Annotated in this window: 16 protein-coding genes and 1 pseudogene; 13 read left to right on the top strand and 4 right to left on the bottom strand. The window is 47.1% G+C overall.

The features are described 5' to 3' along the window. Positions 1-75: 75 nt before the first annotated feature. The 4 genes from Q0117_RS08290 to Q0117_RS08275 all read left to right on the top strand — a co-directional run bounded on the left by Q0117_RS08290 (position 76) and on the right by Q0117_RS08275 (position 3,764). Positions 76-501, top strand: a complete 426-nt coding sequence (locus Q0117_RS08290; protein WP_297924494.1) for an RDD family protein — start codon at positions 76-78, stop codon at positions 499-501. Continuing rightward, complete coding sequence (locus Q0117_RS08285) at positions 498-1,061, top strand: ribonuclease HII (protein ID WP_297924492.1); 564 nt, start codon at positions 498-500, stop codon at positions 1,059-1,061. Before Q0117_RS08290 ends, Q0117_RS08285 begins: the two co-directional genes overlap by 4 nt. 503 nt (positions 1,062-1,564) lie before the next feature. After that, positions 1,565-2,284, top strand: coding sequence for a TerC family protein (locus tag Q0117_RS08280; protein WP_297924490.1), 720 nt, complete (start codon positions 1,565-1,567; stop codon positions 2,282-2,284). Between the two features lie 34 nt (positions 2,285-2,318). Continuing rightward, positions 2,319-3,764 carry a hypothetical protein gene (locus tag Q0117_RS08275; RefSeq protein WP_297924488.1) on the top strand — a complete coding sequence of 482 codons (1,446 nt, stop codon included), beginning with the start codon at positions 2,319-2,321 and terminating at the stop codon, positions 3,762-3,764. A gap of 375 nt (positions 3,765-4,139) precedes the next feature. Here Q0117_RS08275 and Q0117_RS08270 read toward each other — a convergent pair whose 3' ends face one another. From Q0117_RS08270 to Q0117_RS08260, 3 genes are all read right to left on the bottom strand, one after another. Next, positions 4,140-5,168: a DUF3137 domain-containing protein gene (locus Q0117_RS08270; RefSeq protein ID WP_297924486.1), complete on the bottom strand. Its 1,029-nt coding sequence runs from the start codon at positions 5,166-5,168 to the stop codon at positions 4,140-4,142. A 381-nt stretch (positions 5,169-5,549) separates the two neighbouring features. Further along, positions 5,550-6,110 (bottom strand): Fe-S-containing hydro-lyase, encoded by a 561-nt coding sequence (locus Q0117_RS08265; RefSeq protein WP_177389396.1) that lies wholly within the window; start codon positions 6,108-6,110, stop codon positions 5,550-5,552. A 10-nt stretch (positions 6,111-6,120) separates the two neighbouring features. Beyond that, positions 6,121-6,966, bottom strand: a complete 846-nt coding sequence (locus tag Q0117_RS08260) for a fumarate hydratase (RefSeq protein ID WP_297924484.1) — start codon at positions 6,964-6,966, stop codon at positions 6,121-6,123. A 200-nt stretch (positions 6,967-7,166) separates the two neighbouring features. Here Q0117_RS08260 and Q0117_RS08255 point away from each other — a divergent pair, with 200 nt between their 5' ends. The 3 genes from Q0117_RS08255 to Q0117_RS08245 all read left to right on the top strand — a co-directional run bounded on the left by Q0117_RS08255 (position 7,167) and on the right by Q0117_RS08245 (position 9,830). After that, positions 7,167-7,724 (top strand): NapC/NirT family cytochrome c, encoded by a 558-nt coding sequence (locus tag Q0117_RS08255; protein WP_291940163.1) that lies wholly within the window; start codon positions 7,167-7,169, stop codon positions 7,722-7,724. A 10-nt stretch (positions 7,725-7,734) separates the two neighbouring features. Then, positions 7,735-9,135 carry a multiheme c-type cytochrome gene (locus Q0117_RS08250; RefSeq protein WP_297924482.1) on the top strand — a complete coding sequence of 467 codons (1,401 nt, stop codon included), beginning with the start codon at positions 7,735-7,737 and terminating at the stop codon, positions 9,133-9,135. A 278-nt stretch (positions 9,136-9,413) separates the two neighbouring features. Then, positions 9,414-9,830 carry a hypothetical protein gene (locus Q0117_RS08245; protein WP_297924480.1) on the top strand — a complete coding sequence of 139 codons (417 nt, stop codon included), beginning with the start codon at positions 9,414-9,416 and terminating at the stop codon, positions 9,828-9,830. 1,254 nt (positions 9,831-11,084) lie between these two features. Here Q0117_RS08245 and Q0117_RS08240 read toward each other — a convergent pair. Continuing rightward, positions 11,085-11,303, bottom strand: a complete 219-nt coding sequence (locus Q0117_RS08240; protein WP_297924478.1) for a hypothetical protein — start codon at positions 11,301-11,303, stop codon at positions 11,085-11,087. A 316-nt stretch (positions 11,304-11,619) separates the two neighbouring features. On the opposite strand from Q0117_RS08240, the gene Q0117_RS08235 reads away from it, so the two are divergent. The 6 genes and pseudogenes from Q0117_RS08235 to Q0117_RS08210 all read left to right on the top strand — a co-directional run. Next, entirely contained in the window at positions 11,620-12,219 is a 600-nt protein-coding gene (locus Q0117_RS08235) for a DUF6803 family protein (protein WP_297924476.1), read from the top strand. Positions 12,220-12,608: 389 nt separating this feature from the next. After that, positions 12,609-13,298, top strand: coding sequence for a response regulator transcription factor (locus Q0117_RS08230; protein WP_297903286.1), 690 nt, complete (start codon positions 12,609-12,611; stop codon positions 13,296-13,298). Then, positions 13,288-14,706, top strand: coding sequence for a DUF3365 domain-containing protein (locus Q0117_RS08225; RefSeq protein ID WP_297924474.1), 1,419 nt, complete (start codon positions 13,288-13,290; stop codon positions 14,704-14,706). Before Q0117_RS08230 ends, Q0117_RS08225 begins: the two co-directional genes overlap by 11 nt. A gap of 104 nt (positions 14,707-14,810) precedes the next feature. After that, positions 14,811-16,886, top strand: a complete 2,076-nt coding sequence (locus Q0117_RS08220) for a cytochrome C (protein WP_297924471.1) — start codon at positions 14,811-14,813, stop codon at positions 16,884-16,886. Positions 16,887-16,937: 51 nt separating this feature from the next. Then, on the top strand, positions 16,938-17,711 hold the full coding sequence (locus Q0117_RS08215; protein ID WP_297924469.1) for an FKBP-type peptidyl-prolyl cis-trans isomerase N-terminal domain-containing protein: 774 nt from the start codon (positions 16,938-16,940) through the stop codon (positions 17,709-17,711). A gap of 28 nt (positions 17,712-17,739) precedes the next feature. Then, a pseudogene (locus tag Q0117_RS08210) lies at positions 17,740-18,024 on the top strand (nitrite reductase); the annotation flags it as partial.

Here is an 18,024-nt window from a genome sequence, read left to right as displayed (position 1 = left end):
CGAGATTAAATTTTATTCTCTCGGCTCTAAATTTACCGCGCCAGAATTTTAAAATTTAATTCAAAACGGAGCAAAATGGCAAAACAAAAAGCTAAAATTTCGCCGATTTTTCTGCGCGTAAAGGCCTTCATTGTCGATCTTTTCATCATCGCGATGCCCCTATTCTACGGCGTTACCTATCTCGTCTTGGGCTCAAAAGAAGCTCTATGGCGCAACCAAGCCGCAATTGCGCTTATCTGGCTTGTATACGGCGCGATTTGCGCAGCATTTTACGCTCGCAGCGCCCAGACACCTGGCTACAAGCTCGCGGGGCTTTACCTCATCGACGTTCGCAGCGGACGTAAAGTAAGCTTTTTTAGGGCGCTGGCTCGCTTTGCATGCTTCGTATTTGCAGGCTTTAGCGTCATCGGGCTTTTGATCTGCTTCTTTCGCAAAGATAGATTAAATTTACACGACCTGCTAAGCGGGACTGCGCCCGTCGTGCGAAAGGACGCGCAGTGAGCGGGCAGATTTGTGGCATCGACGAGGCGGGGCGCGGCTGTCTTGCGGGACCGCTTTGCGTCGCGGGCTGCGTGCTACAGCGCGAAATCGCAGGCCTTGCCGATAGCAAAAAGCTAAGCGAGAAGCGCCGCGAGGAGCTTTACGCTCAGATCATCGAAAGCTCACGCTACAAAATCGTCGAAATTTCAAGCGCACAGGTCGATGAAGCGGGTCTAAGCTCCTGTCTAAGATCGGCGCTTGAACAAATTCTCGCGTATTTTGCGGGTTTTAGCGGACAGATTATTTACGACGGCAACGCAACCTTCGGCGTACGCGGGCTTCAGACGCTCGTAAAGGCCGACGCGCAAATCGCGGAAGTAAGCGCGGCGAGCATCCTTGCCAAAGTCACGCGCGACCGCACGATGTATGAGCTCGCGCAGCGCTATCCGCAATACGGCTTCGCGCAAAACAAAGGCTACGGCTCGCGCGCACACATCGCGGCGATCGAGCGGTACGGGCTCACGCCTTTTCACCGCGCAAGCTACAAGATCAAATCGCTGCAACCCTCGCTGTTTGATTAATGAAATTTCTTTTACCGTGATTTTATTTCGCGCTGTTTAGGATGCGCTCACTTAAATTTCGACCTCGCACCTTCTGCGCTAAATTCCAACTTTGCACGCCCTGTGCGTATTTAGCGCCAAAATTTAGCATGCCCGCATTGCAGCGCCCGTCATCAAAATTTACTTGCCGCGGAACTTATCTTTAAATTTTGAAATTTGCCGCTCCTTTATCCACCAACCTCGATCGAGATATGCCGCCTGTGCGGCTTTAGCTGCACGCAGATTTCAAAACGAACTTCGATAAAGCGAACACGCGCCACGCCGCACTAAATAAGTTAAAATTCCGATTCATGTTAAATTTAGCCCATATTTGCGTCGTATCAAAACTCAAAATTTTAAAATTATAGACTTGAAATTTTGCGCGAAATCAGACGCGAAATTTCGCGCGCGAAGGCGGTAAAATTTAGAAATTTTAACCAAACTTTCGCTATCATCACGGCTTAAATTTCACCCAAAGGAAACCGATGTTTGAATGGATCGCCTCACCCGAGGCCTGGATCAGCCTGGCGACGCTCACGGGGCTTGAGATCGTGCTTGGTATCGACAATATCATCTTTATCGCGATTTTATGCGGCCGCTTGCCTGAAGCACAGCGCGGGCGCGCCCGCATAATGGGGCTCGCGCTTGCGATGATCACGCGCATACTGCTGCTTCTTAGCCTAAGCTGGATCATGGGGCTTACCAAGCCGCTATTTAGCGTGCTTTCGCGCGATTTTAGCGGGCGCGATCTCGTACTGATCGGCGGCGGATTGTTTCTACTCGTCAAATCCACGCTCGAGATCCACTCCAGCGCCACCGGCGAGGTGCACGAGCATAGCGCCAGCGGCGGCAAGGCAAGCTTCGGCGGCACGCTCGTGCAGATCGCTGTTTTGGACATCATCTTTTCGCTCGATAGCGTCATCACTGCCGTGGGTATGGCGCAGCACCTGCCCGTGATGATCCTCGCAGTCATCATCGCCGTGGGCGTGATGATGCTCGCTAGCGGCGCGATCGCGCGCTTCGTGGATGCAAACCCGACGATCAAAATTTTAGCGCTTGCGTTTTTGATTTTGGTGGGCGTCTCGCTGATCGCCGATGGGCTGGGCTTTCACATACCTAAGGGCTACATCTACTTCTCGATGGCGTTTTCGCTACTGGTGGAGCTCATCAATATCCAGATCCGCAAAAAATCCGCCGCGAAATAGAGGGGCGAAATTTTGCGAGATCTGAAAAGCGCGCATGGGGTTTGCTAAATTTCTTTCGCCGCGGCAGATCAAGCTTGCTCGTGGCATGGCCAGGGGTTTTAAGCTACAGCCCGCGGCTGCAGGCACGGCTAAATTTAGCTTTACGCTGGAGGGCTTGCGCTTTGCGGGAATTTTAAATTTAAAGCGCGACGGACTTTATCTGCCGATACGCGAGGGCGACGAGCTGGCGGTGATATATGAGGTTTCGAGCTCAAATTCCAGCCGCGAAGCTTTGAGGGGCTTAAATTCCGATCGCGAGGCTTTAAGCGGCGTCAATTCCGTGCCGCACCCTAGCTGCGAAGTTCCAAACAGCGGAAATTCCACTGCCGCAAATTTAGACTACGACGCACATAGCGATACCGCGGCAAGTGTACGTCAAAATTCTGTGGTATCTGATTTAGTGGGCAAAGATCGCAGCGGTATAAATTCCGCCGCTTTGGGTTTAAACTGCGAAGATTTTGGCGGTTCCCTCTTTTTAAATTCTGCTCGCGAGAGCCGTGGCGGCGTTTCGGTAAACTCCGCCGCTTCCGCCCTTCCGCTAGATTTTGTTAATCTAAGCCTGGGCGCGCAGCGCTGTAGGGACGCGGGCAGCACGGCACTCGCCGCGATATTCGCAGCCTTCGGCGTAGCGCTAGCCGCGATGAGCATCTACTGCATAATCTTTATTTTTGAAAAGAGCGATCCTGCGGTGGCTATAGCCTTACCCGTCCTCGCGCCTTTTGCGTATTGTAGCTTCAAGTTTATGCGCAGAGACTGGCGTGCCGCGAAGTTTGGACGCATATTTGCGGCTCTCGCACACTCCAAAGAGCCCAAGCGAAGCGGCGAAGCGGAAGGCTATGCCAGCGGCGTGCGCGTGCTGCAAAGCGGCGACGTTTATTATTATGGCTTCGCGCTGGACGGAGTGTATTTATCGGGCGATAGCAAGCTGCAGATCGTTTCCGACGGGATACTCACAGATCAAAATTTAGCGGAGCTTGCAGGCGGCGAAAATTGCATGAAATTTAAGAATTTAGGCGCAGAAAATTCCGCAAATTCTGCGAGCGTTAAGAATTTTGCGAAATCAGCGAATTCTACAAGCTCTGCAAATTCTACTAACGCAGCAAATTCTATAAATTCCGCCCGCTCCGCCGAAGTCTCGGCGCCCGCTAAGACAAAGAACGCCTCGCAGAGCTTTGAGCTGCAAAATGGCGATATTCTCCGCGCACGCTACAAGGACTACCGCGTAAGTGGGCTGTGGAATCAAAGCCGCGGCGGCGAGCTCGGCGATACGCGCAGCGGGCTTCGGCGCGCAGTGGATTTTATCGCGGCTGTGGCGCTACAAATAGGCCTGCGTCTAGGCGGCGCGCTCGTGCTGACGTGGCTCGGCGATCATATCGGCGGCTCCTTCGGCAACGCCCTAAGCTTCATCGGATTTTTGCTGTTGCTTAGCCTTATGCTTTGAAAGGCGAATTTCAAACGGCAGCCTCGCGGAATTTTGCAACTTCAAGGAATTTCAAATTTCGCAATTTCGCAGAATTCCGCAGCGAGCGGATTTGGATTTTAAATTTCAAGGCTTTGGGATCGTAAATTTAAAGGCGCGGCAAAATTTCGAATTTCAAGTGCGCAGAATTTCGACTGCGAAATTTTAAAATTCTAAATTTTAAAGCGTATAATTTCAAGGCACGGAATTTTAATTTCAGAATTTTAAATTTTGCGGCGCAGAATTCCGTGGCATGGATTAAAATTTTAAATTTCAAAACGCGCGGAATTTCAAGGCACGCGAAACCGCAGCACGGCGTGTGAGATCGTAGCGTGCCAAACTGCGGCTAGCCGCCCGCTAGCTCCAAATTCTTTCGTTTAGTTTTAGGTTTTTTACGATCGCCAAAAAGTGCGAAAGCTCGCGCTTGAGCTGCGCGGCAGGGTCGCGGCGCAGCACGCTTTCGTCTATGTCAGGCTCGAAATTATCGCGCCCCGTATTTACGAAAATATAAATTTTGCTATCTAAAAAGCTAAGACTGACGGGCGCGGCTACGGCACTTGCGAAGTGCAAGAGTCTCCGCATAAAGGCGGGCGTTAGAATATACATCGCGCCCGCCGCGTCCTCGCAATACACGGCGAAGGCGGCATTAAACTCCGCATCGTCCATATCGATCTTTTTTAGCCCGCCGGTGTTCGGCGCGCCGGCGCGAGCGGGAAAAATCAGGGTTTTGGCACTTATGCGTTTGTTAAATTCCGCGTAGAAAAAGGTGCCGAGGATTTCGCTTTCTGAAAATCTATTAAATAAGCTCACGTCGCAAAATGCGAACTTCACGCCGTCATAAATGCCCGAGACCCTGTCGTTGCCGTATGAGTATCTGTCTAGTCGAAAAAAGAGCCCGGAGAGCTTGAGTTTGGCGGGATCGATACTGCCTCCAATATCGTACCGATAGCCGAACGCCTTGAAATAAGGCATTAGATAGTGCTCTTTAAAAGCGCACTGAAATTTTACCGAATAATCTTGTTTAAAGATTCTAAATAATACGAATAAGCTCGAAGCGGCCAAGATTAAAGTTATAATCGCGAGTAAGATATATTTGGAAATCGTGGGGTGATTTTGTAAATCGTTTAGAAATAAGCTCATAGCAAAAAGGCAGGCAGCATAGATTATCTTAGCTTTTATGGAGCTTTCATCGCACAAAACGGCTACTATAAGAACAACCGCGAATAATCCGATAAGAGACAACAAATCCGCCATGCCTCCTCCGTCGCGTAGCTTGTATAACAAAAACGTGCCGTAAAAGAGCATGCACGCCCCTGCGAAGATCATATTTCTTTTCGCCTTATACAAAAGCTCCAGCCTGATCTGCTCCAGCTCGCTTGCGCTCAATCGCCCCTCCTAAAATTTAAATCCGATTATGGCGCTAGCGAGCTTTAAATTCGCTTACGAATGGCGCCGGAATTTTAAAATTTAGACTTGGATAAATTTGCGATTAAATTTTAGCGGCTGATTGTTTAAATGGAGCGAAGGCGGAATTTCTGTAGAAATTTAAGCGGCGCGAAATTTTAAAAATTCCGCGCCGTAAGAGAGATAAAATTTTACGGACGCGATTTAAATTTCGCTATAAAATTTCACTGCGCGGCAGCGTAAAATTTCGCGAAATAAACGCCGTAGTTTATGCCGCAAAATTTACGAGCGCCTGAGCGAATGTCGCGAAATTTACGGACGCCCGCGCCGCAAAAAGCGCCGCGAGGACGCCGCTAGCAAAATTTAAATTTTTCTATAAGGCGCCTGGCCTACTTCGTAGAAGTTATTGCCCTCGCTATCGATCGCTACGATAGCGGGGAAATCCTCGACCGTAAGTCTCGCGACCGCCTCGGGGCCGAGCTCGGGGTAGGCTAGCACTTCGTATTTTTTGATGCTTTGGCTGATTAGCGCGCCCGCTCCGCCGATAGCGACCATATAGACGCAGCCAGATTTTTTCATCGCTTCGACGACGGCGTCGCTGCGGTAGCCCTTGCCGATCATGCCGTTGATGCCTACTTCGTTTATCATCGTAGGAGTGTATTTATCCATGCGTCCGCTAGTCGTAGGCCCTGCAGCGCCGATTGCCTGACCCGGTTTGGCAGGGGTCGGCCCCAGATAATATATCGTCTCGCCGGCTAAGCTTACGGGTAGTTTCTCGCCGCGAGCGAGAGTTTCGGTTAGAGCCTTGTGCGCGGCATCGCGAGCTGCGATGATGGTGCCGCTGATTAGGACGTTATCGCCCGCCTTTAGGCTTTTTACTACGCTTTTATCGAAAGGTGCGGTAATTCTTTTAACTTCTGACATGATTTCCTCCTTATAGTTCGGCGTCGGCATGGCGAGCCGCGTGGCAGTTGATATTAACGGCGACCGGAAGCCCCGCTATGTGGGTCGGATACCACTCTACATTTACCTTAACGGCGGTATTTATGCCGCCCAAACCCTGCGGACCGACGCCCGTAGCGCGCGCCATCTCCAGCAGCTCATCCTCTAGCTTGGCGTAGCGCTCGTCGGGATTTCTGCTGTCGATCGAGCGAACCGCGGCTTGCTTGGCTAAAAGCGCCGCCTTATCCATCGTGCCGCCGATACCGACGCCTACGACCATCGGAGGACAGGCGTTAGGACCTGCGTATTTGACCGCCTCTAAAAATACCTTTTTTACCCCCTCGATGCCGTCTGCGGGAACGAGCATTTTTAGTACCGATTTGTTTTCGCTGCCAAAGCCTTTTGGGGCTACTTTAATCTTAAGCTTGTCGCCGGGGATGATGCGGGTATTGATGACCGCAGGGGTATTGTTCGTGGTGTTTTTGCGTTCAAAAAGCGGCTCTGCGACCACGGATTTACGTAGGTAGCCGCCTACGTAGCCGTCCGCAACGCCTGCATTGATAGCATCCTCCAAATATCCGCCCTCGATATGCACATCCTGACCGAGTTCGACAAAAACCACCGTCATGCCGGTATCTTGGCAGATCGGCGCGACCTCTTTCGCCGCTAAATCGGCATTTTGTAAGAGCTTGCCTAAGATATCCTTGCCGATAGGCGAAGTCTCGTTCTCGCGCGCTTTCTCAAATGCCGCGTGCATATCTGGCGTGACGTGATAACAGGCTTTTTTGCAAAGCTCGCTGACTACTTTTGTAATCTCAGCTGCTTGGATCGTTTTCATGATCTCTCCTTGTATTGAAATTTTAATGGATTATATTCCGTTAAACTAAAAACTTAGTTTAAAATTTTATCTTCATTTAATAAATTTTAACAAAAGGCTAGAAAATAAGCGGTTTTTAATCTTTTTATAATAAAATACCATTTTTTGAAATTATCAAATACTAAAAATTTTGCGAAGAAATTTTAAAATCAAGGAAACCTATGAAAAAGAAAACTCTTGTGCTGCTCGTGGGCGCTTGTGTGCTTATAGGAATGATACTTTCTCTTGGGATTGCGGAGATGGTTCACCTTACGGGCACCGATAAATTCTGCGTATCCTGTCATACAATGCAGCCGATGGCAAACGCCTTTCACAACGACGTTCACGGTGGCAATAACCCGCAAGGCTTCAAGGCCGATTGCGTCGCCTGTCACGTCTCTCATGAAAATACCTTTATGTATCTTTGGACCAAGGCTCTAACCTCCGCAAATGATGTCTACAAGACGGTCTTTACCGATGCCGATAAGATCGACTGGCAAGAAAAACGCAAGGAGCGAAATCATTTCGTTTATGAAAGCGGCTGTCTAAGTTGCCATCGAAATTTAAAAGAGCAGAATAATCAAGTAAATAAAGCCTGGCTCGCGCATAGGGATTATTTCGCGGGCACTACCGGCAAAACCTGCGTGCAGTGCCACGAAAACGTCGGTCACAAAAATATGGGTATAGAGATCACCAAATATTGGGATAAATACAATCGAGAAAATAACAAAACCAAGTAAAGGAGAAGCAATGCTAAAAAAAGTCGCTATTTTAATAGCCTGTATCGCATCGTTTGCATTCGCAGAAATGCCCGCGCAGCATGCGAATATGTCCGCGTCGGACGCGAACGTAAGCAATTCCGTAAACGTTAGTCTTACGAAGAATTTAAAGGTAAATAGGCAGCTTACGCCGCTAGCTAGACGCTGCGTCGAGTGCCATGCCGAAAAAACTCCGGGCGTCGTTGCGGATTGGAAGATGAGCCGCCACGCTCACGTAGGCGTTAGCTGTACCGACTGCCACTCGCAGCCAGCAGATAGCCCTATGGCAGCTAAAGAGCCGCATCCGAAAGACACAGATAATCATATTTCGGTGCTAGTTAGTCCTAAAACCTGTGCTAAATGCCACAGCAACGAGGTTAAAGAGTTTGAAAACAGCGGTCACGCAAGAGGCGCTATGCAAATGCAAGCCAACAAAGGAATAGTTGATCTAATGTATCACTACGAAGGACGTGATATCCCTGATCTTAAACATGCACCTGATATTACCGGCTGCTCTCAATGCCACGGTAGCGTCGTTAAAATGGATGAGCATAACAAGCCTACCAAAGAGACCTGGCCCGTTTACGGCATCGGTACGGTTTATCCGGACGGTAGCGTAGGCGGATGCAAATCATGCCATTCTGGTCATAAATTTTCGATTGCTGAAGCTCGTAAGCCTGCTGCTTGCGCATCTTGCCACTTAGGACCTGATCATCCGGATATCGAAATTTACAATAACTCAATGCACGGACACGTATTTAACGCTGAAGGCAATGAGTGGAAATTCGATAGCGCTCCTGGTACTTGGGCGGTTCCTGATTACCGCGCCCCTACATGCGCGACCTGCCATATGAGCGGCGGTGTTGGCGATTTAAACTCCACTCACAACGTATCTCAACGCTTGAAGTGGAATTTGTGGCAGCCTAAGAGCAATCTACGCACCGGCGGTAATGAGACTGCGGTAAGCGAGTTCTTAAATACCGGCAAACTAAACGTCGGCAATCCTTTGGCAGGTAACCTAAACGGTCCTGAGGCGGCACGTGCCGAGATGAAGCAAGTATGCAAAGAGTGCCATGCAAGCACCCATACGAATAATTTCTTTGAGGTGGGCGATAAGCAGGTACTTCTATATAACGTTTACAACGACGAAGCGACTAAGATGCTAAAAGATCTTAAGGAAAAGAAACTTCTAAAAGACGATCCTTGGGCGGATGCGTTCCAGCGTATTTATTACACTTCGTGGCATCACGAGGGTCGCAGAATGCGCCAAGGCGCGCTAATGGGCGGACCTGATTATTCGCATTGGCACGGCGTATTCGAGGTCAAAAACGACATTAGAGAGATGCGCGAAATCTACGAGCGCCGCATCAAAACCGGCAAGATCGAGGAATAATCCTTCTTAGTCTGCTAAATTTTGCCGGACTAAACAGATCAAGCTTGTAAGCCCCTGCACTTCGCAGGGGCTTTTTTGTTTGGATAAAATTTTGGAATTTTATTTCGTAATCCGCAAAGCCCATAGAAAATCGCCCCTAAAAGCCACTACAAAATCACTGTCTAATTATTTAAGATTATTGAGAATTTATGACGGAAGTAGCTGATAAATTAGAGTAAATTTATCTCTTTGCAATCCAAAATTAGCTACAATCGCGCATATCATTTAAAAGGAATTTTATGGACAAGCAAACGGCATTAGACTTTTTGAGACTTCATCAGCCGATGCCTGCGCAGCTTTCGGATCAGCTCGCGGCAGGGTTTCGCGCGGTGCGGGAGTTTTTGCGTGATAATCCCTGTGACGAGGCGCTTGAGCCGCTTTTGCGCTCGCTAAACGAGGGCGACGGCGCAGGTGAATATCCGCTCGTGGACGAGGTGCTAGGTGCAGCGGACGATGCTGCTGCGGTAGCTGCGATTAGAGCGGTCTTGGAAGATCCGAGTACGGGCAGCGGAGCGCGATTTTGGGCGACGCTTTTTAGCGTGAGCTTCGTCCGTAAGGAGCTCATCGCAAGTCTGGAGACATCGCTTAAATACGCAAACGATGATTTGATCGAGCTTACGAAGGAACAGATCGAAATGTTTAAGCAGCTGACGTAAAGCTAGCTGCTTAACTTATAGTTGCGCCTTGCTCACCAGATTGCGCTGCTACAAAGCAAATCCAAATTTATAAAAATCGGCTTAATCACAGGCTGCTTTTAAATTTTAAAATTTTGCGGTCGCTTAAAATTTTTTAGAGGCTACGATTACGAAAGAGGCACGCTTTATTTTCTATGCGCTGTGGCGGGCGCCCTGTGCGAGGATTGCTATCGGCAAAGATATATAGCGTCGCCGCTAAGCGGGAAGTGGCGCAGGCACCGAGAGATATGTGCCTAGGCAAGAGTAGAAATTTCACGGCGTCGTTTGAAGTAAAATTTTAAATCTACAGGCTTGTGATAGAATTTAAGTCGTAATGGTGAAACGGAATTTAATATGCGGCGAGCACGACGCTGAAATTTTAAGCTTGCGTCGCGCAGTGACGAGATTTTGCTCGGTGCAATCCATACGAAATTTTAAGCTGTAAAGATAAAGCGGAATTTCTCATACGCGATTTTTTTTAGACGAAATTTTAAGCAATGAGTTTGAGGCGGAATTCTGAGGCGTGAGTTAGATAATAAACTTGCACCGTCGGTAGAGGATATCGCGCCTTTTTGCGGGCTGAGAGCTTCGATCGCGCAACAAAGAATTCCACGCCATTTCGCACTACAGCTATGGACCTCGGCTATGCAGCGAGTAAGGCTGTGATACGCTATGCGACTAAGGATACTGCACTATTTCGCAAGCGATCTTGTAGCGAGATTAGATTATGAGTCTCGGCGTGCGGCGTAGGAATTTGGGCGGGTGTGATCCGTGCAAGGTTGCGTGGCACAGATTTTGCGCCTCCATCTGCACCGCCAAAAAATTCTACCGAGCGGAGTTGTGATCTAGAAATTTTGCAGCGGCACGAAATCTTCTAGCGCGGATTTTGAGCTTGCGCAAAATTTCGCACCGCTAGCATTCAAGAAGCGTAAAATTTTAAATTGCATGTCGCTTTAAAATTTTAAACTTATGAATTTGACCCGCACTTACTTTTAAATCCTAATTCCACACCATGTTTGGCGATGAAATTTTAAAATTTCATCGCGCCAAGAGCAGCTCGATCAATTGGCGGACGCAGTTAAAATTAAGTATAGATAAAATGCATCGGCGCGCGTGAAGCGGAGTTAAATTTAAATTGCGAGCAAAATTTTAAAGCGTGGCTTGGACCGCTACGCGGGCGTTCGCTTTCGATTATAAAATATTTAAATTTAGCGCTAGCGCCTGCGGGAGCTTCGGCTACCTGATTTTTGCGCTGCCGAAGCAAAGTCCGTTTTCGTTGCACTGCATATTTTCGATTTGCGGCTCCTCGCTTTCGCCACAAATTTGAATCATCTGATGCGACGCCTCGTCCATTTTAGGCTCGCTACAATGCGAAACGCCTAGCTTTGGCTGCTCAGGATTGGAGCAAGCGCATACAAACAGCGCTGCGCAGGCAAATAAAATAGCATTTTTCATTTTAAATCCTTTTAAAAAATTTTGTAATTTTATCTTTACAAAACTGAAATTTTGCGGAATTTAAAGCGTTTTGGCTAAATTTAATGCAGCTGCATCTGCAAATATAAATTTTCTAAATTTCGCGTTAGATACGAAGAGGCGGCGTGTAAAGCGAGATAAATTTAATATTTGTGAGCGAGTTTTAAGACGCAGCTCAAATCATTTTGCAGAAAGATAAGATTAAAGGCGCACTTAATCTTATCTATTGTTTTAAAATTTTTTACCGAAAGCCGCTAGAATTACGCCCTTTAAACTAAAATAAGGAGAAAACATGGCAATGACGAATTACATGGAACTTTTGATGGCAAATCAGCCGTGGAATTTGATTTTATTTATGGCGGTACCGATGGGCTTAGCAGAAGCGATAGTAGCGAGCGAATTTTTTAGCTTGTACCGCGCGCAGAAGGGCTCTTTGGCTCTAAAAATCAATAAATGCCTTAGCATCATTCTCGGCGCTTATTTTACGATATTAATCATTTACGTAGCGGTTAAAATTTTGCCCGCTATTCATTTACGTGGTGCTGCGGACACTTTAGCTTTGGCGGCATACGTAGCGGCGGCGCTGCCTGCGCTGGTGCTGCTACTTTTGGAGCTCGGAGTTATCGCAAAAGGAGCGGAATTTAGAGCTAGGCTTAAATTTCATTTCTTGGCGCTGATTGTATTTTTGGTGTTAGGACACATCGCGATGATTTTTGGAATGACCGATCCAGGTATGAGCGGCATGGATCATTCTATGATGGATCATGGCTCGATGAGTGGGATGAGCCACGATATGGGTTCGATGGAGGGGATGGATCATTCGCATATGAATCATGGCTCGATGGAGAACATGGATCACGGCGGCATGGATCACTCAAAGATGGAGCATTCACATTAACTTTAGTATGCCCGGCTTGGGCTAAATTTTAAATTCTATTCCGCCGAGCTGCGGAGCTGAGATTTTATGTTTTAATTGCCTTTAGTCTACAAAATGCATATGTAAGCCCCTCTAAAATAGAATTTTACCGCCTTTCATATGCCGCCTGCGAGGCGGTAAAATTTAATATTAAGCTTATCGCCCCACCTTTTTATGTTCTTGTGATCTTTTAAGCCGACTTATGTAGGCGCAAAGCTCGCACATAGGCGGTTTGAGGTTTAAATTTGCGTGCAAACCGCTTTGGTATATTTTTTAACGTTAGTTTAATGCTAAATTTATATAATTTAAGCAAGTTATATTTTAAGAGACAATTAAGAGTAAAAAGCGTTAAGCTTGGAGGCGGATAGAGTATGCAAGATTACGAATTATTGGATGTTTTGTCCAATAAAAGGGTTCTTTGTCTAGAGGATGAGCCTGGGATTTTAAAAAATATAACCGAATCGCTGCAGCTGTTTTTCGGCGAAGTAGTGGGGGTTAAGGACGGGCTGGAGGCGCTTGATGAGGCGATGAGCGGTTCGTACGACGCGCTGGTTTTTGATATCGGCGTGCCGCATATGGATGGGCTAGAAGTCGTTAAAAAGATCCGCGCTGCCGGCATCGGCGTGCCGATCGTGATACTTTCGAGCCACACCGAGCAGGAGTATCTGTGGCGGGCGGTGGAGCTTAAGATCACCAGGTATCTGCCTAAGCCGTACGACAAAAACGCCTTTATAAAGGCGCTGCAAGACGTCGCGGCGGAGCTGATAAATCACGCGCCGATATTGAATATAAACGACGAGCTGAAGTATGATTTTGCCAAAAAGATCATCTACGTCAAAGACAGCGCCTGTCATCTTTCCAAAAGCGAGAGCAAGCTTTTGGAGTACTTCTTAGCGCGCAAAAATCAAACCGTAACCTACGAGCAGCTATTTGATTATATGTGGGAGTTCGAGCAGCCTAGCAAGGAGGCGATCAAGGCGATCGTCAAAGAGCTGCGCCGCAAGATCGGCAAGGACGTGATCAAAAATTTATATGCGGTGGGGTATCTCTTTGAAGTATAAATTTAAATTTATCGTAGCGCTTTTCGTGCTGCTATATATCGTAATTACGGCTTTGGTTTTTAACTTCTACCGCGAGCTTGCGCTAAAGGACACGAGGCGCGAGGCGTTTTATATCCTAGATACGATGAATGCAGTGCGCGATTACGTCTCGACCGTGCAGCGCCCGCTAATAAACGAGCTTAAAGAAAAAAAGCTTCTGAGTGAGGATTTTTTCGATCCGAGGCTGATGTCCTCGACCTACATAACGCGCGAAATTTATAAAATTCAGCTCGCCAAAGAAAACATCAACTACGACTACAAGCTCGTCGCTACCGATCCGCTCAATCCCGAGCACGAAGGAAGCGAGTTTGAGAATGAAATTTTAGAGGGCTTTAAAGAAAATAGATACAAAGAATACTCCAGAATCGTCTATGATAAAGGTGGCGCCTCGTATCTTTTGAGCCTGCCGATAACAAACTCCCAGCCTTCGTGCACTGAGTGCCACAGCATCAACGCAGCACCTAAAAAGATGCAAGAGCTCTACGGCGATGTGGGGAATTTCAAAGGCGGTCTAGGCGATACGATCGCGATGATAAGCTTTAAAATTCCGATAAAAAGCATTCTGCTCTATCACACCAAAGAGTTTGTCGTTAGCGGCCTAAGCTTGCTTGCAGTGTTTTTGATCTGCATATTTTGTATCTATAAAATTCACAAAAAAAACGCAACTTTAAAGATGCAAACTCAGCTTTTACTGATAAATCAAAGCCGCCTCGCGCTCATGGGCGAGATGATCGGCAATATCTCGCACCAGTGGCGTCAGCCACTATCGCAGATCAGCTCCACGCTTATAAATTTAGAGCTTTACAACGAACGGGGCAAGCTCTCAAAAGAAAGGCTCGAGGGCGGCATCAGGGACGCGGGCGAGCAGGTGAAATTTATGAGCGATACGATCGAGGATTTTAAAAATTTCTTCAATCCGAACATGCCGAAGAAAGAATTTAGCGCCAGCGAGGCGATTGAACAGGCGCGTAAAATTTTAAACGCCTCGCTTAAAAAGCATGTCATCGACATAAGCGTACGGGTAGAGGAAAATTTTACGCTTTACGGCAACGTAAACGAGCTCATCCAGGTGCTAATAAACATCATAAACAACGCAAAGGAAGCGTTTTTGGACGTGCCGCTTAAACGGCGCGAGATTAAAATTCGCTCGTTTTTAAAACAGGGCGAGCGAGTAATTACGATCGAAAATAACGCAAGCCGCATCGATGAAGCGCAGCTAGATAAAATTTTTGAGCCGCACTTTACTACAAAGCAGCAGGGCAGCGGGCTCGGGCTATATATGAGCAAGATGATAATCGAAAAAAACGGAGGGAGCATAAGCGCTGCGAATTCCGACGACGGCGCGATATTTACGATATCTTTTCGTTAAATTTAGACTTTATTAAATTTCTCCCTTTTTCACCCTTTTTTGTTGGTATTATTTCAATCGTAAAACTTTGCTAATTTAAAAATTTGATTTTCAAAGGAGGAGCCATGAAAAAATGGAATAAGATGCTACTCGGCGCGCTCGCCTGTATTAGCATTTTTGCCGCAGGGGCCTGTGCTGATGAAGGTATGGGGCATGAGATGGAAATGTCGCAAAAATCGCGCGACGTCATCGCAAATCCTAAGGGCACGTTGCAAAGCAGAGGCGTCATATCCTTGCAGGACTACGTCGTAGAAGAGCGAGAGATGTATGACTGGCTATTTAAAAATCACCCGATTTTTACCAAATACGGCGGTAAGACGGTCGGTAAGATGGATGTACATGACCGAGGTTTGGAGTGGCTTGCGGAAGGGCATGGATTTGACTTTTCAAAGGCTAGTAAAAGAGACGACGGCAAGGGCTATAGCTCTATGATGTATAGAATCCCTGCGGGCTCTTCTTTGCAATTTCCGAATAAATTCATAGGTCCTGAAAAATGCGGCGAGTGCCACCCTGCGCAGTATGAGACATGGAGCAGATCGCGCCACGCCACTACTATCCGCTTCCCGGGCGAGCACCCGGAGGTTAATAACAACCTAACTGATCCTGTATTTAGCCCAGATACGGCGTCGATCCTTCCAAAAGGTATTACCCCTGACATAATTTATGCGACCGTGGGACACTTAAGGACAAAATTCGGCTACGTAGATGCATGGCTTCTACGCGGAACCTATCACGTAGAGGGCGGCTTGCTAAGAGATGGTACCGGTCAAATCGTAGCCGGCGGCAACCAATTCCAAAGGACTTGGGCGTTAAATTTAGACGATGAGACGGTCAAAAAGATCAAAAAGATAGTTCCGGAATTCCCGGAAACTCTAGCCGATTATGGCGATAACGGCGGTTACGTAAGAGGTCTTGCATCGTATGCTGCAAAATACAAAAAATCGATGTTTTTCCAAGCAAACAGCTCGTATTGTGAAGTCTGCCACCCATTCAAATTCGATTTTAAAACTAAAAAAGAATTCTATGCTGCTTTGGGTAACGCAAAAGAGCTTCAAAAGCACACTATCTCCAAAGGTATCACCTGCGAAGAGTGCCATGGAGCGGGCGGTCACCTTGACGGCGCTACAAATTTTAGAACCTCAAACTGCGAACGCTGCCACCAAAGATTTAACTATAGCCCTGATTTAGCTCGTGCCAATCCGCTAAACAATGGAAATCCCGATCTATCTCTTAGCTCTAAATTTAAATCTATGGGACCAGGCTGTGGCTCTGAGGGCTCTCAATCATACTTTACCGCTCACTACGAGAAGGGTATGCGCTGCGTAACCTGCCACGATCCGCACGATAACACCGGACCGGTAGTTGGTGATAAAACCGTCAAGGGCGTAAATTATAACTCCGAGCAGGGCTATTTGAGTGCGTTTTATACAAAGCCTAAGATCACAAAAGAGTGCAAAGATTGCCACCAAGAGCAAGCCTATATCGCTGCAAGAGCCGATACGCATAAAGACAACACTTGCGCATCTTGCCACATGCCGTTTATGATGAGCTGCGAGAACTTCTACGCTATTCAGTTTCAAGACAACGCAGGATTTGATACTCAAAGAAGATCGCACATCTGGAAGATCGACATTGATCCTGCTAGAAAATCTCTAGTCGCAGGCGATGCCGCTAAAGGTCCAAGAGATGCGAAAGATTGGCACTTCCAAAGAAATAAAGATGGACGAAATTTCGTCGATCTTATGTGGTCGTGCGCACGAACCTCGTGGGCGGATAAAGATATGCAAGATACCAAAGGCTGCCACAGCCCTGTCGTTTCCGAGCTAAAAGAGACACTTCACTTCAAGAACCAAAAGCAGGTTTACGATGAGGTTATGGGCTGGCAAACTCCAATTAAGAGCGATTTCTCGCAAGTTAAGATCGGTATTCAAGGAATTTACTCTATCCTTGAGACTAAAAAGCTTAACTCCAGCGATAAAACTCGCGTCTATGAGCTAATCGAAAAAGCTCAAGACACCGTCGATCTTATCGAAAAAGACGGCTCATGGGGAATGCACGGCTTTAAATATACTAAGCAAAGGCTAGAAGCCGCTAAAGAGTATATTAAAGAGGCTCAAAGAATTCTAAATAATAATTTATAATTCTTTCGGGGTCGCGTAAGCTCGCGGCCCCGAAATTTAAAAGGCAAATGTATGCAAAAAAGACTAAAAATTTTCTTGCCTATCGTTTTGGCAAGCTGCGCGTTAGGCGCGAATTTAACTACGCAAGAACAAAAAGAATCTTATAGCATCGGAGCTTCTACCGGAAGCTATGTTTCAAACCAGCTGCATTCACAAGCCGCATTAGGCGTCAAATACGACTTAGATGCGGTAATAGAGGGGTTTTTGGACGCTCTTAAAAAGCAGCAGAAGCTAAAAGATGAGGAAATTATTGCGCTTTTGAATCAAAGAGCCGATAAACTAAATAAGATCGTAGAAACAAATTCCAAAGCGGAGCTTGATAAAAATTTAAAAGCAGGCAAGGAATTTATGGCGAAAAATGCCAAAAATCCGGACGTTAGAACCACAAAATCCGGTCTTCAATATGAAATTTTAAAGCTAGGTATGGGCGAAAAGCCAAAGCCTGAGAGCGTAGTGGTGATGAACTACAAGGCGTATTTGACGAACGGTAGCGTATTTGACGATACTTTCGCGTCTAAAATTCCGGCGCATCTTTCTATGATAGGCTTAATCGACGGATTGCGCGAGGGGTTGCTTTTGATGAATACGGGCTCGAAATATAAATTTACAATCCCTAGTAATTTAGCCTACGGCAACGTGGACGTAGATAGAATTCCTGCGGGTTCTGTGGTGATTTTTGAAGCCGAACTACTAAAAGTTTTAAAGCCTGGCGAGCTTGCCGATGCGGCGAAAAAACTTAGCGAGAGCGAGGCTAAAAGCTTTCACGACGCGAACAAAACGAAGTAGTTTTGCTTAAATTTAGTCGGAGGAGAATATGCAAAAGCAAAGAAGAAATTTTATAAAATCCGCCGCACTCGGCTCTTTGGGGCTCGGCGCAATCGCCTCAAGCTTGCTCGCACAAAACGGCACAGATAAAAGTGCACAAGATGTAAACGCAAGTGCTAAAAAGCAAGAGCCGAAAAAGCCGCACTACGGCATGATATTCGATCAGAACAAATGCGTGGGCTGTACCGATTGCGAGATCGCCTGTAAAAAGGTAAATTCGGTCCCAAAAGGCCAAATGAGGCTTTTTATCCAGGATAAAACCGATCCGCTAAAT

Origin of the sequence: uncultured Campylobacter sp., assembly GCF_937997535.1 — a bacterium.
In the GTDB taxonomy this organism is placed as follows: Bacteria; Campylobacterota; Campylobacteria; order Campylobacterales; family Campylobacteraceae; genus Campylobacter_B.
Note: the sequence above shows the minus strand (reverse complement) of the source record. Positions and strands in the feature narration are given on the sequence as shown.